The sequence below is a fragment of the Aquirufa sp. Wall-65K1 genome (genome assembly GCF_054558475.1).
The window spans coordinates 365,264-379,079 of record NZ_JBPXKD010000004.1 but is presented as its reverse complement, the minus strand read 5'-3'; the positions used below and the strand labels follow the sequence as shown (position 1 = coordinate 379,079).

The 13,816-nt window shown below is 39.5% G+C and carries 9 protein-coding genes; 3 read left to right on the top strand and 6 right to left on the bottom strand.

Annotated elements, in window-relative coordinates; translation table 11 throughout:
* The first annotated feature begins 51 nt into the window (after window positions 1-51).
* Window positions 52-681, top strand: a complete 630-nt coding sequence (gene udk, locus ACST15_RS09050; RefSeq protein ID WP_459454327.1) for a uridine kinase — start codon at window positions 52-54, stop codon at window positions 679-681.
* On the opposite strand, the gene nadB is transcribed toward udk, so the two are convergent.
* Window positions 667-2,250: an L-aspartate oxidase gene (gene nadB, locus ACST15_RS09045; protein ID WP_459454326.1), complete on the bottom strand. Its 1,584-nt coding sequence runs from the start codon at window positions 2,248-2,250 to the stop codon at window positions 667-669. The two genes, udk and nadB, sit on opposite strands and share 15 nt — an antisense overlap.
* Before the next feature lie 111 nt (window positions 2,251-2,361).
* Between nadB and ACST15_RS09040 the strand changes: the two genes are divergently transcribed.
* The gene (locus ACST15_RS09040; protein WP_459454325.1) at window positions 2,362-3,303 is read left to right on the top strand and encodes a hypothetical protein; all 942 of its coding nucleotides are present in this window, start codon (window positions 2,362-2,364) and stop codon (window positions 3,301-3,303) included.
* A gap of 173 nt (window positions 3,304-3,476) precedes the next feature.
* Here the strand turns inward: ACST15_RS09040 and ACST15_RS09035 are convergent, their stop codons facing one another.
* Window positions 3,477-7,940, bottom strand: coding sequence for a translocation/assembly module TamB domain-containing protein (locus tag ACST15_RS09035; RefSeq protein WP_459454324.1), 4,464 nt, complete (start codon window positions 7,938-7,940; stop codon window positions 3,477-3,479).
* 69 nt (window positions 7,941-8,009) lie between these two features.
* Between ACST15_RS09035 and tsaD the strand changes: the two genes are divergently transcribed.
* Window positions 8,010-9,008, top strand: coding sequence for a tRNA (adenosine(37)-N6)-threonylcarbamoyltransferase complex transferase subunit TsaD (tsaD, locus tag ACST15_RS09030; protein ID WP_459454323.1), 999 nt, complete (start codon window positions 8,010-8,012; stop codon window positions 9,006-9,008).
* A 64-nt stretch (window positions 9,009-9,072) separates the two neighbouring features.
* On the opposite strand, the gene ACST15_RS09025 is transcribed toward tsaD, so the two are convergent.
* Genes ACST15_RS09025 through ACST15_RS09010 form a run of 4 tightly spaced genes read right to left on the bottom strand, consistent with a single transcriptional unit; the run spans window position 9,073 to window position 13,814 of the window.
* Window positions 9,073-9,720 carry a hypothetical protein gene (locus ACST15_RS09025; RefSeq protein WP_459454322.1) on the bottom strand — a complete coding sequence of 216 codons (648 nt, stop codon included), beginning with the start codon at window positions 9,718-9,720 and terminating at the stop codon, window positions 9,073-9,075.
* A gap of 7 nt (window positions 9,721-9,727) precedes the next feature.
* Window positions 9,728-11,008: an adenylosuccinate synthase gene (locus tag ACST15_RS09020; protein WP_459454321.1), complete on the bottom strand. Its 1,281-nt coding sequence runs from the start codon at window positions 11,006-11,008 to the stop codon at window positions 9,728-9,730.
* A 21-nt stretch (window positions 11,009-11,029) separates the two neighbouring features.
* Window positions 11,030-11,515, bottom strand: a complete 486-nt coding sequence (locus tag ACST15_RS09015; RefSeq protein WP_109322291.1) for a Fur family transcriptional regulator — start codon at window positions 11,513-11,515, stop codon at window positions 11,030-11,032.
* 49 nt (window positions 11,516-11,564) lie between these two features.
* A complete protein-coding gene (locus ACST15_RS09010) occupies window positions 11,565-13,814 on the bottom strand; it encodes a RelA/SpoT family protein (RefSeq protein WP_459454320.1) in 2,250 nt (749 codons plus the stop codon).
* Window positions 13,815-13,816: the final 2 nt, after the last annotated feature.

Sequence of the window (13,816 nt, the reverse complement as noted above, 5' to 3'; positions counted from 1 at the left end):
TGAGGGATAATAAAATGCTTTTCGCAAATTTGCATTCGAATTCAAACATCAATGACCCCAACTATCGAAAGACCATATATCATCGGAATTACCGGTGGAAGCGCCTCAGGTAAAACATTGTTTTTACAAAGATTAATGGCTCAATTTCCTTCCGAAGAAATCTGTTTATTATCTCAAGACAATTATTATCGTCCGAAGCATGAACAATCGAAGGACGAAAATGGGATTGAGAATTTTGATTTACCTGGCGCCATCGATGATGAGGCATTTGCGAAAGATGTAGAAAAATTACGTTCGGGTGAAATCGTAACCAGGGAAGAATACACCTTTAATAATTCAAGTAAAGTTCCAGATATCCTACATTTTTATCCACGCAAAATTTTGGTTGTTGAAGGTATTTTTGTTTTCCACTTTCCAGAGGTTGCCAAACTTTTGGATTTGAAAATATTCATAGATGCGCAAAACAAAATCAAATTGAAACGCCGCATTAAACGTGATAACGAAGAAAGAGGTTATGATTTACAGGATGTAATGTACCGCTGGAAATACCACGTTAAACCTACTTACGAAGAATACATTCGTCCTCACAAAAAAAGTTGCGACATCGTCATCCCCAATAATGTCCATTTCGAGAAAGGACTTGAGGTGATTGTTCATTACCTTAAATCACGCATTAAGTAAATCTAGGTTGTAATGTAACCCCTTGTTTTCTTTTTGAGCACGGGCATGCTTAATAATTAAATAAGCCACATTAATCATATTTCTAAGTTCACAAAGTGGAACCGTGATTTTGGATTGCTTATATAATTCCTCATGCTCCAAATAGATAAGTTCCAATCGATCATAAGCCCGCTTTAAACGGCGATCAGTACGAACAATACCTACATAATTACTCATGATAGACTCCAATTCGCGGGTCATTTCCGTTACTAGGACCATTTCCTCTGGATTCCGAGTTCCTTCATCATTCCATTGCGGGATGCCTTCAGGTATCATTTGTGTGCCAAATTCTGTGATGGATTTTTCAAAGGCACGATGAGCAAAAACAATCGCTTCCAAAAGTGAATTGGATGCTAGACGATTGGCCCCATGTAAGCCTGTATGTGAACATTCCCCCGCGGCGTATAGGTGCTCAATATTGGTTTGACTGTATTCATTAACGATGATGCCTCCACATAAATAATGCTGGCAAGGCACAACGGGGATCATTTCTTTTGACATATCAATGCCCAAATGATCCAAGCAATAATGATAAATCATCGGAAAATGAGCGATGATATCTTCTTTAGGAATATGTCGGGTATCCAAATACACATGCTCGGTACCATTTTTCTTCATCTCAGAGTCTATGGCACGAGCAACAACATCTCTGGGAGCCAAAGAAAGTCGAGCGTCATACTTTTCCATGAAAGTAGATCCATCTAAATTTTTCAAAATTCCACCGTGTCCGCGAACTGCTTCAGAAATCAAAAAATTAGGTTTCTTTCCAGGTTGGTAAAGGGCTGTAGGATGAAACTGGATGTATTGCATCCCTTTGACAAATCCTTTGGCACGGTAAGCCATCGCTATTCCATCTCCAGTGGCAATGGTAGGATTAGTGGTCGATTGATACACTTGACCTATACCACCCGTAGCTAATAGCGTAGTTTTTCCAATAAAAGTCTCTACCTTTTTGGTTTTTTTATTCAATACATATACGCCAAAACATTTTTTGTGAGGCGTATCTTTGGTCACTTTTTCACCCAAATGATGTTGGGTTATCAAGTCAACCGCAAAGTAATGAGTGAAGAAATCAACCGATGAAAAAGACTTCACCTTTTCTAATAAAGCCCTTTCAATCTCATTCCCTGTAGAATCTTTATAATGCAAGATACGTTTATCGGAATGCCCTCCTTCTTTGACTAGGTCAAAACTTCCATCAGATTTACGATCAAAATCTGTCCCATAAGAAATTAACTCTTTCAACCTCTCGGGAGCTTCTTTCACTACCAATTCTACCACGGCTGGATCACTTTCAAAATCTCCAGCTACCAAGGTATCTTGTATATGTTTTTCAAAAGAATCTTGATTATCCCAAACGGCCGCAATACCGCCCTGAGCATATTTGGTATTGGTTTCCTCAGCAACCGTTTTAGTTATTAGCGCAATCTTGATGGGGATTTGTTTATCCTGGAAGTATTGGGCTACCTTAACCGTATATGATAAGCCAGCGATTCCAGAACCCACCACAATAAAATCATACGTAGGCATATTCATGTCTTTCAGAGGCGCAAATTAACCAAAAGCCTATTTAAAACGAAATATTGAATATTAATGTTAAATTTGCATTGAATTAAACCCTTAAATAAACATTTGAAGCAAATGGAAACATCCAACAACACCTCAAAGATTGCCTTGATTGTATTGGCTGTATTAACAGCAGTATTAGGCGTCTTGTATTTTCGTTCCAACCAATTGACAAAAGAACAAGCTGTCAATATTGAAGAAAAAGCCACTGAATTAGCGAATACTCGCATGAAATTGGATTCCATTTCGACCCAACTAGATGCTAAGATTGAGGAAATCAAAGCATTAGGTGGCCAAGTTAGTGACTTAGAAGCATTGAAAGTTCAATTAGAGCAAGACAAAAGCTCTTTGAAAAAAGCCAACCACGCAACCATTGCCTCCTACGAGGCCAAAATCAAGGAATATGATCTAGTTTTGACCCAAAAAGATGCAGACATTGTTGAACTGAAAAAACAAAACGGCATCTTAACCGAGAATAACCAAGTCTTGACTACGCAAAATCAAACCTTGAATTCTGAAAATACTGGCTTAAAAACGGAGAACAAAACCTTAGCAGATACCCTATCGGAAGTAACTGCTAAAAACAAAGAATTGGCTAGAAAAGTAAGTATTGCTGCTGCTTTGAAAGCTCAAGGATTGCGCGTACTTTCTGTGAGTAACAAAGGGAAGGAAGCTGAAAAATCTCGTTTTAATGGTAAGAAAATTGAGAAGTTGAAAATTACCTTCAACTTAGCCAGCAACCCAATTACTAAATTAGAGAACAAAACCATTTTTGTTCGTGTCTTGGATGCTGATGGGGCCATTATTTCTGACGAAGCAGCCGGTTCTGGTAAGTTTACTCAAGACGGAAAAGAAATGGTTTATACGGCTAAGCAAGTAGTAACCTATACGAACAATAACCAAGCGGTAGATGTATTCTATTCTCGCGGTGGTGTAGCTTACAAACCTGGTAAATATACCATCGAATTATATTCGGAAGGTTTTGCCATTGGTACGGGTGGATTTGAAGTAAAATAAGAATTTCAGTGATTAGTTATTAAGAATTAAGAAAGGAACTGCGCGAGTGGTTCCTTTTTTAATGTAGAATGAAGAATGTAGAATGAGGAATTATGAGGCTCTCATTCTACATTCTTCATTCTTCATTCTACATTCTTCATTCTACATTCTACATTCTACATTCTACATTAATTTCACTTTCCAAACAACTTATTGAAACTACGATTATAGAGTAAACTAGCCCCAAGTGTTTGGTTGATTTGATAGGAGTTTAATGATCCCAATAGGGTAGTTTGAACGTTTCGATTATAGGTTTTTAAACGAAGTGAACCATCCCGTTTTACAAAATATTCCAAGGCCCAGTCGCCTAATAAAATCAAAGGACTCGTTTGATTTCGGGCATCAGTGAAACCTCCACTTCGAGTAATTCGTAAGCGATCATTCACATTGTATGAGGCCCTTAATTGTAAATTGGATAAAATATCTTGGTTCAAATTCCCTCCTCCTAAATATACATCGATGTTCAAATCTTTATTGATTTGTGAAGCCAGATTACTCAATTGATTCGATAACATCTCCGTAAAATTTCCTACCAAATTACCCAAAGCGATACCACTTCCTCCAAATGGAGAAACCAATTGCCCAAACAATAAGACATTGGAGACTTGTCGGGTTAGCTCTTGTTCATCCGTTTTTATTCGGTTCGTAAATGCCGTAACAGCTCCGTTCAAATGAACATCTTTGGGGTAATCACGAATACCTATATCAAAGGAAATATTGGGCGATAAAAGTCTATTTTGCAAGTTGATTGTCACATCCACGGGATAACGTCTTTTAAACTCAGGCAAGTTCGATTTATTCGTGGTGTCTAATAAGATAGGGAACAATGAAGCATATTGCGTATAAATTGCTTTAATATTCACATTTGCTTCCAAAGGATCTCCAGTCCAAGAAATCTTTGATCCTCGCTGGATAGCAAACCGCTTATTGATTAAATTTTGTAAGGTAAAAGTATAGTCTCCCTGATCAATGGCATAATCTCCCACCATCCTAAACTGACCTTTTTTATCTAAGGTCATATTGATATTTCCCGTACCATAAATCCGCATCAAATCTCCCTTCTTTTTATCAATTTGAACTTCGCCATAGGCTTCTGGGGTAAAGGCCAAATCCAAGTCCAAACTAATGCCACCCTCTTTTAATTTAGATGTTATTTGCTGCGTGTTGGCATTCAAATCAACTTGCAAAGACTTACTAAAAAACTCATAGTCTTCATCATTTTCGGTACTACTTTCTCTATCCAAAGGTATGTATAAACGAGTTCCTCTTTCGCTTTTTAAGTCGGCAGTAATCAACAAATCATGCAAGGCTCCTCGAATGGATATCGGGCCAGAGGTATACCCCGTTCCATAATAAAATGAGGTAGGGTCACGCTGTGTATTCAATAATTTAAAGCGATTCAAATTGGCTTCAATGTTCATTTCAAAAGGACTTCCTACTGGAAAAACAAAGTTTGCATTTAACTTAGCTGTATTACCTTCTGGGTCTGAAATCTTCCAATTTCGGCCTATGATTTGACGGGTCTTAAACTCAACCGTATCTGAAAAAGCCATGCTAGTTTTCAAGTAATCAAAAAATAATTTGGCTTTTTGAAGCACGATCTTTCCTTGGATATCTGGGTCTTCGATGGTGCCTCTAACCTTTAATTTACCTGAGGCGTCCCCAGCCAAACCAGAAAATACCCCTTGGGTAAAGGGTTCCAGAATACTCAAATTTGTCTTATTTAACTCGGCAGAAATATCTAGTTTGTTCCTAGTTTCAAAAGGCTTATAAGTACCATTAACCTCCACAACTGACTCCCCCAATCGATTTAAATGATAGTTTAAATCCATGGTTTTCAAGTCGGCATTATAGCTTCCTACACCTTGCAAATTTCCAATGTAAAACTTATTCAAATGCAAAGAATCTACCAACAACCAGGTATCTAAACGCGTGTGTTGGTACCAATCTTGGATATTAATTTCGGCATTCAATTCACCTTGTACTTTCAGTGAAAATAGGGGTGCCAATGTCCCCAGTTGAAACTTATTGGCTCGAAGCCTTAATGTTTCTGTGGAGTCCATGGACAAGCTTCCTTGCAAGGCAATTGATTGCTTTTGATTCGAAATCAAAAAGTGTTCAGCATGCAATTCCTTACCTTGTATGGATATTTTATTTTCTGGATCTACAGCCCAATCCTGCCCTAAAATCCTAAGATACGTATCTTTAAAACGGAGCGATAAACCATCCTTTTCAAAGCGCCAAACACCACCTAAATGTGCTAAATTCTCGTCACCTTGTTGCTTAAAATCCAATTCGAAATTGATTCGATCTTGATCCCAAAGACCATCCAATTTTAAGTTTTCCGTAGGGGTTAGGAAGTTCAGATGCTGCCTTCTCGACTGGAATACCAAGCTACTAGAAACCTCTGGGCCTCCTAAGAACTTCGAACTTTGGAAGGAAAAAATGGATTGATAAAACTTATATCCACCCAATACCAAGGTGTCAGGATAAGATTCTAAACTCAAGGAAACAGATCGTCCTTTATTGACGCTTCCTGAGAAAACTGTATTTTTAGCTAGGTCTATGGTAGGAAACCATCGGGTCAAAATGGGTTTAGCATCATGGCAAATTACCGTAAAGTCGGACACATATTTCCGATTCGTTTCATGGGATTTGGCGGCATAATAAGCAGCTCTTTCCGCCTCGTTTTTAGTGAAATACAAGGTGTATTCCTCCCACAACTGGCTCAAATCTTTTTGCAATTGAGAAGGAACAAAATCCCCCTCAGCCTCCACTGAAATCAGGTCTGAATTCAAACGATAATGTCTTTTAGGCCCTTTCAAATCAGAACTAAAAGTCAGTAGGTGAATGGGTAAATCCAACTTCTTAGGTGTTCCTAAAATCGCTTCGGAGAATGTGGCCCTACCTTCCAAATCATCCAAATCATTCATGGCAATATTTACCTGAAAATCACTCACCAACTGCATGGGAGTATCCGTAATTCGCAACCTTCCTAAATCCACATGGTCAATACGACCTTCCAAATTATAGACTGGTTTTTCCTGACGCAAATTAATTTCACCTGTCATTTGGGCCAATAAATTACTGTCCTTAACAGATACCAATCCCTTAAATAATTGCCTTTGTAAATTCCCTTTTAAACTTACTCTTCGGTAAGCATAGCGTTTAATATTGATTTCCGAAACTTGCCCATCAAAATCAACTTTAGCCGAATTACTAGAAAATCCAGAACCTTTTACCTGCGCTTCTAAATCAATCGTTCCCAAATATTCTTCCAAACTGAACAATTTACCCAGTTTAAATTTCTTCAATTTTAACTTCCCTTGGTACTTAGAAAAAGCCATGGAATCACTTAAATTCATCATGACATCTCCTTCCATATAGCCTAAACCTGTATTTAATTTACCCGAGGTGGAGAAATCCTTATTTGTTCCTGAAAACTTCCCTCCAAAGGAAACAGGCCCCAAAATATTCATTTTTTCCACGGCAGATTTGGACAAAAAGACTTGTAGGTCTTGCGGGTGAAAAAGGGAATTCACCATGTCAAAATTCATCACCGTTTTATCAATTTCTGGCAATCCCTGGAAACTAAAATCGCCCCGGAGTACACTTTTACTACCGAAGGCCATTTCAAAATTCTTCAAATTTAAACGGGCAACAGGGCCATCTAAATTGCCTTTCAATTTATACATGCCTTTGTATTGGTACATATCAGAGACAAATCGACCTAAGTCTTCGCCGCGAATTTGACTATTATCAAAATAGGCTTTCATTCTGACTTTCTTGTTCCATGACTTAAAGTCCTGGGTACTTGAATAGTCAAAAACAATCTGATTTTTTATTTGAGAATCATTGAAAAATAAATTCAATTGATCAAAGCGCATTTGCTTATCAGCATACATGAATTTGGTATCCAATGACTTAATATTCAGACCACTAATAGGATCCAAAGCCTTCAGACCTATGGTTTGTAAACCTAGGGTATCTCCTTGTACAAAAAAGTCCTTTACCTTGGCATTGATGTGGGTAAAAATGAGGTGATTTAGATCAAAATGTCGGGAAGTAGCTTCACTTTTAATTTGTTGATCATCCAACATAAATGAGCCATCCACCACTTCGGCATCTAAAATTTCAAATTTAGAGCTGGGGCCAGCTACGCTAGGACCTGGATTTAACCAATGGTCAATCCGTACAATAAATTCATCCAAATTCATTTTTCCGGATTTTTTTTCGAAAATCAGGTGTACTTTGGGTTGATACAAACGGGCATAATCCAAATGTGGATTACTTCCTTGGAAGAGTATATCAGAAAGATTAAAATTGATATCCAATCGCTCAATATGGATCATTTCTTTGCCCCAAGGGTCTTTGACACGCAAACCCCAAAAACTTATTTCATCAAAAAACTTGAGTTGAATGGCTCGAACTGTGAGTGGATAGCCGATTGCCTTCTCTATTTTGGGAGCAAAATATTGGGCTAATAGCGTTTGATTCGCAGGGACACGCAGTAATAAGACTAGCAAAAAAAACAACAAAAAAATCCCCACCAAACCGTAAAGAATGGATTTAGCGAAGATTTTGGTTGCTTTAATCATATTTTCTTTTTCAGAAAAACCACCGATTACGGCATATTTTGCCTTATTTTTGCAGAGTTTTAAATCCCTATGAAACTACTGGCCATTGAATCTTCCTGCGACGAAACATCCGCTGCCATTATGGTAAACGGAGAACTTCGTTCGAACATTGTATCCACTCAACTAATCCATACCCAATGGGGAGGAGTAGTTCCGGAATTAGCCAGCAGAGCTCATCAAAAATCCATCATACCTGTTGTACAGGAGGCTCTGCAAAAAGCAAATATAAACAAAAATGAACTGAATGCCATTGCCTTTACGCGTGGCCCTGGTTTATTGGGCGCCCTCTTAATTGGTACCTCATTTGCTAAAGCCCTAGCACTAAGTTTACAAATTCCATTGATCGAAGTGAACCACATGGAAGCCCATGTGTTGGCCCACTTTATTGAAGAGCCTAAACCCCAATTTCCCTTCCTTTGCTTAACCGTGAGCGGTGGTCATACGCAGCTGGTTTGGGTTAAAAGTGCTTTGGACATGGAAGTCATTGGTGAGACCCAGGATGATGCCGTGGGGGAAGCTTTTGATAAAACAGCTAAGCTCCTAGGTCTACCCTATCCAGGTGGCCCCATGATTGATAAATTAGCTAGGGAAGGAGACCCCAATAGATTCTCATTTCCTTTAGGGGAAATGCCGGGACTAGATTTTTCTTTTTCAGGTATTAAAACGGCTATTCTCTATTTTTTACAAAAAGAACAAAAGAATAATCCACAGTTCATTGAAGAAAATAAGGCGGACATTTGTGCTTCGGTTCAAAAAACATTGATCGACATGTTACTGCGCAAGGTCAAAAAAGCCATGAAGGAAAAAAACTGTCAGCAAATTGCCATTGCTGGTGGAGTAGCTGCAAATTCCGGACTTAGGAATGGTATTCAAGCATTAGGGACTCAACAGCATTGGGATGTCTTTATTCCAGCATTTTCCTATTGCACTGATAACGCTGGTATGATTGCCATGGCGGGTCATTTTAAGGCAGAAGCAGGTATTTTCTGTGGTCAAGATGTAAGTCCGCTGCCAAGAATGGCGATGTAAAGTAAACGGTTAATGGATCTATTGGACTAAATATTCAATCTGGCTAGAAATGCCAATATGTAAGCTAACCATTGACAATTTCTTTCATAGCATTCCAAAATGCTAATTTCAACGGTTTTTCGGAGTCTTTTAAGCTGGAAATTAGTCGAGGGAAATGATACACCTTTTTGTTCACCCGACTGATGATTTTTCCTTCTGATAATTGTTCCTTCCAAGCGGGGATTTGATCACCTAAAAACACGTACCATTGAGCGTGGGTACCATCCACGAATTCGTCCAATGTGAAGGTTTCCATGGGTTCTAGTATTTGCCAATCATTCGCTTGAAGGGAAACCGGAGCAGCTGATAAAACTAATTGCAAACGCTCTTTTTCTGTGGCATTGATTTTCCCTACTACGACCAAACGGCAATTGACAGTCGGCAAAGTTGTTGAAACCTCATGAGGGGCTGTCGGCTCAGTAACGATTTTTTCTACAAAGCTTGCTTGAAGACCTGGACCAGATGGAATACTGGCTTTATCTTGAGTGGAATTAGTCTCCTTTTCAACCTGAGGAGCAAGGGTGGCAACCGGGAGCTCTACTTCTTGACTTGCTAAAGGCTCAGGCTCAGATAAAACAGAAGCTTCGGATGGAATGCTAGGCCGATCTGCTGGAATCCAGTAAATCTCATCGAACTTATACAATTCTGCCAAATCAATTCGATCCGAAGCCATGTTCTTTTTATGCCAATGATCCTCTTAAAACACAAGCCTCACGATCTGGGCCTGTAGAAATGAAGTTGATCGGTAAGTTCAAGTGTTTCTCTAAGAAAGCAATGTAATTTGTCAATTCAGCAGGTAATTCATTAAAATCACGCATTCCTTCTAAACTGCAATGCCACCCTGGAAGAGTTTCATAAATAGGTTTTACCTTGATATCGGTTATCTCAAATGGAATTTGATCTGTCACGGTGCCATCTGGCATTTCATAGGCAGTACAAACCAAAATTTCTTCAAAAATATTTAGGACGTCCGCCTTCATCATGATCAATTGCGTAACGCCATTAATCATCATGGCGTATTTTAATGCTGGTAAATCTATCCAACCGCATCGACGAGGACGACCGGTCGTAGAACCAAATTCACGACCTTCTTGACGCATCGCTTCTCCCACTTCATCTTCTAATTCGGTTGGGAATGGACCTGATCCCACACGTGTAGCATAGGCCTTAAAAATACCAAACACTTCTCCGATGTTTTTAGGAGCTACCCCTAAACCGGTACAAGCTCCCGCCGTAATGGTATTGGATGAAGTAACAAATGGGTAAGACCCAAAGTCAACGTCCAATAATGAACCTTGAGCTCCTTCCGCTAAAATGGTCTTGCCTAAATTAATGGCGTTGTTAACCGAATATTCGGAATCAACTAAAGCAAATTGCTTCATGAAATCCACGGCCTCAAAAAATGCCGCCTCAGCTTCCGCCAAATCATATTCAAATTTATACACATCCAAAATCGCTTTATGGCGATCCACTAGGGCCTTGTATTTCTCAGAGAAATTAGGCGAAATCATATCACCTACACGCAATCCCTGACGAGAAATTTTGTCTGTATAAGTAGGTCCAATTCCTTTTAGGGTAGAACCAATTTTTTCTTTTCCTTTGGCTAGTTCATAAGCAGCATCCAACAAACGGTGCGTAGGCAAAATGATGGACGCTTTCTTGGAGATTTCCAGGTTTTTCTTCAAATCAAGGTTAAAATGCGCTAATCCTTCGATTTCCTTCTTAAAAATGATGGGATCTAAAACCACGCCATTTCCGATAATATTCTGTACTTCCTGACGGAAAATACCCGATGGAATCTGATGCAACACATGCTTAAAACCATCAAACTCCAAGGTATGGCCCGCATTGGGTCCTCCTTGAAATCTCGCCACAACCTGGTAACGAGGTGCTAAAACATCTACAATTTTCCCTTTCCCTTCATCACCCCACTGTAAGCCTAATAATACATCAACTGCCATAAAAACTATTTTTAAAATCTTCTATTCTTGAGACCTCGCTTGGAAATTAGCGCGGTGTTCACAATTCTTGTTGGTACATGATCCGTAGAATATCAAGGAATGGTGCATTACATTAAAGTGCAACATCTCTCCCACTAAACTCTGGATGGTTTGAACTCGAGGATCACAAAACTCCGTCACCTTATGACAATCTGTACATATTAAATGATCATGCTGCCTGCGTCCATAAGACTTCTCAAACTGAGCTTGATTACGTCCAAATTGGTGCTTTACCACCAAATCACATTCTACCAAGACGTCCAAGGTATTATACACCGTGGCCCGAGAAACTTGGTATTTCTTATTTTTCATGGAGATATATAACTCCTCCACATCGAAATGGTCGTCGCGTAAATAAATCTCCTCCAGGATGGCAAATCGCTCGGGTGTCTTGCGCAGACCCTTGTTTTCCAAGTAGGCTGTGAAAATTTTCTTAACCGAATCGAACTTATCTATTTCTGTGGACATTTAGCGAAAAAAACGACGTAAAATAAGCTATAAAAACTGAAAAAAGCTATTATTCTTCCCTAGCTACCTCAATTACTCCTGCCACTCGTTCTAATTCTCCTACGAGGGCAACTAAGTGGTCAGTATCTTGAATCATTAAGGAAATTCGCCCCTCAAAAAGCCCATCTTTGACTCCAATATTGAGGGCTGTAATATTCACTTTTAGTTCATCGGATATCACCCGAGTCACATCATTCACCAATCCCACCCGATCAATTCCACGAATCACCAAGTCCACCACAAATGACATGGCTATTTGACTGGCCCACTGCGCTTTAATCACTCGATCACCATGTCTTGATAGCAATTCGGGAGAATTAGGGCAATTGGTACGGTGAATTTTAATCCCCTCATTGATGGTCACAAAACCGAATACATCATCTCCGGAGATAGGATTACAGCATTTGGCTAAGGTATAATCCACCTTATCCATATCTTCACCAATCAACAAAATATCAGCATCTTTACGATCATGCTGCACGCGTTTCATCTCCTTGGTGAAGCTCTTATTATCAACAATGGGCACCTGGATAGCCTTCTCTGCTTGCTTCCGCTCGTGCATTTCCTTGTCGGACTTCCAATGTTTTAATTGCTCAATAGCGATGTAGCCTTTCCCAAATCGATAAAAAAGGTCATTGGCATCTTTGGCATTGTAATATGCTCGTAGCTGATTGGTGATTTCCAAAGTCAAACTAGGATATCCCAAAATCTTCAATCGATGCTCAATTAAATCACGCCCTTTAATAACGTGCGATTTATTCTCCTCCTTGATGAAATCCTTAATCCGGGCTTTTGCCTTCGTGGTAGTCACGATGCGCAACCAATCTTCAGAAGGTTTTTGCTTGGAAGAAGTTAATATTTCAATTTGGTCTCCATTGCTCAGTTTATGCGACAAGGGCACCAATTTTCCTCCTACTTTAGCCCCAATACATTTGGCCCCCACCTCCGAGTGAATTTCAAAAGCAAAATCCAAGGCAGTAGAACCCACTTGCAAAACCACTAATTTCCCTTTCGGTGTAAACACAAAAACTTCCTCATGATACAAGGAGTTTTTGATGTCATCTACTAGTTCCACGGCCGACTGGCTCTTGTCATTAGTTTCTAAAGCCTCTCGAACTTGACTTAACCAGGATTCAAAAGCTTGACTGGTGCGCGTATCTGTTCCTTTGTATTTAAAGTGTGCAGCAACCCCCTTCTCGGCTATCTCATCCATCCTTTTGGTACGAATCTGTACTTCCACCCAACGGCCCTCCTTATCGTTGCCATAAGGCAAACTCATCACCGTGGTATGTAAGGACTCATATCCATTGGATTTTGGGGTTGACACCCAGTCCTTCAATCGACTAGGATTGGGACGATAATGATCCGTTACAATGGAATAGACTTCCCAGCAGTCTGCTTTTTCTCTCTCCAAGGGTACGTCAATCACCACCCTTACAGCAAATAAATCATAGATTTTATCAAAAGGAGTATTACTGCTTTTGATCTTATTGTAAATCGAATAAATGGATTTAGGCCTTCCTTTGATGGTGTAATTCAAATGCAATTCATCCAGTGATTTTTTAATAGGACGGATGAAATGATCGACAAAACTTTCCCGGTTCCGTTTGTTTTCTGTCAATTTATTGGCAATCTCCTTAAACGCTTCGGGTTCGGTATATTTCAAACCTAAATCCTCCAATTCTGTCTTAATAGCATTTAAACCTAAACGGTGGGCCAAAGGAGCATATAAATAAATGGTTTCAGAAGCTATCTTTAATTGCTTCTCCTTGGCCATGCTGGAAAGAGTCCGCATGTTGTGTAAACGATCCGCCAACTTAATCAAGATCACTCGAATATCGTCAGATAAGGTCAATAACATCTTGCGGAAATTTTCCGCTTGTTGGGAAGTCCCATACTCAAAAGTCCCTGAGATCTTGGTCAAGCCATCAATGATGGAGGCGATTTTCGGCCCAAAATCCTTCTCAATATCGGCCAAGGTTGTATCGGTATCTTCAACTACGTCATGCAACAAAGCAGAGATGATGGATGTGGTTCCCAATCCAATCTCTTCCACACAAATTTGAGCTACAGCCAAAGGGTGATAAATATAAGGTTCTCCGGATTTTCTCCGCATTTCCTTATGTGCCTCCGCCGAAATTAAGAAGGCCTTTTTTATTTGTTTGGCATCATCATCCTTTAAAAAAGGCTTGGCTGTTCGCAGCAATTTGCGATACCTTTTTAAAATCTCTAATCTTTCTTTTTCTAAATTGATAGGCATAG

What these genes read in the sequence shown, in the direction of transcription:
- ACST15_RS09015 (WP_109322291.1), bottom strand. Translation starts at nt 11,515, where the DNA reads ATGTCCACAGAAATAGATAAGTTCGATTCGGTTAAGAAAATTTTCACA.
- ACST15_RS09020 (WP_459454321.1), bottom strand. Translation starts at nt 11,008, where the DNA reads ATGGCAGTTGATGTATTATTAGGCTTACAGTGGGGTGATGAAGGGAAA.
- nadB (WP_459454326.1), bottom strand. Translation starts at nt 2,250, where the DNA reads ATGCCTACGTATGATTTTATTGTGGTGGGTTCTGGAATCGCTGGCTTA.
- ACST15_RS09010 (WP_459454320.1), bottom strand. Translation starts at nt 13,814, where the DNA reads ATGCCTATCAATTTAGAAAAAGAAAGATTAGAGATTTTAAAAAGGTAT.
- udk (WP_459454327.1), top strand. Translation starts at nt 52, where the DNA reads ATGACCCCAACTATCGAAAGACCATATATCATCGGAATTACCGGTGGA.
- tsaD (WP_459454323.1), top strand. Translation starts at nt 8,010, where the DNA reads ATGAAACTACTGGCCATTGAATCTTCCTGCGACGAAACATCCGCTGCC.
- ACST15_RS09040 (WP_459454325.1), top strand. Translation starts at nt 2,362, where the DNA reads ATGGAAACATCCAACAACACCTCAAAGATTGCCTTGATTGTATTGGCT.
- ACST15_RS09025 (WP_459454322.1), bottom strand. Translation starts at nt 9,720, where the DNA reads ATGGCTTCGGATCGAATTGATTTGGCAGAATTGTATAAGTTCGATGAG.
- ACST15_RS09035 (WP_459454324.1), bottom strand. Translation starts at nt 7,940, where the DNA reads ATGATTAAAGCAACCAAAATCTTCGCTAAATCCATTCTTTACGGTTTG.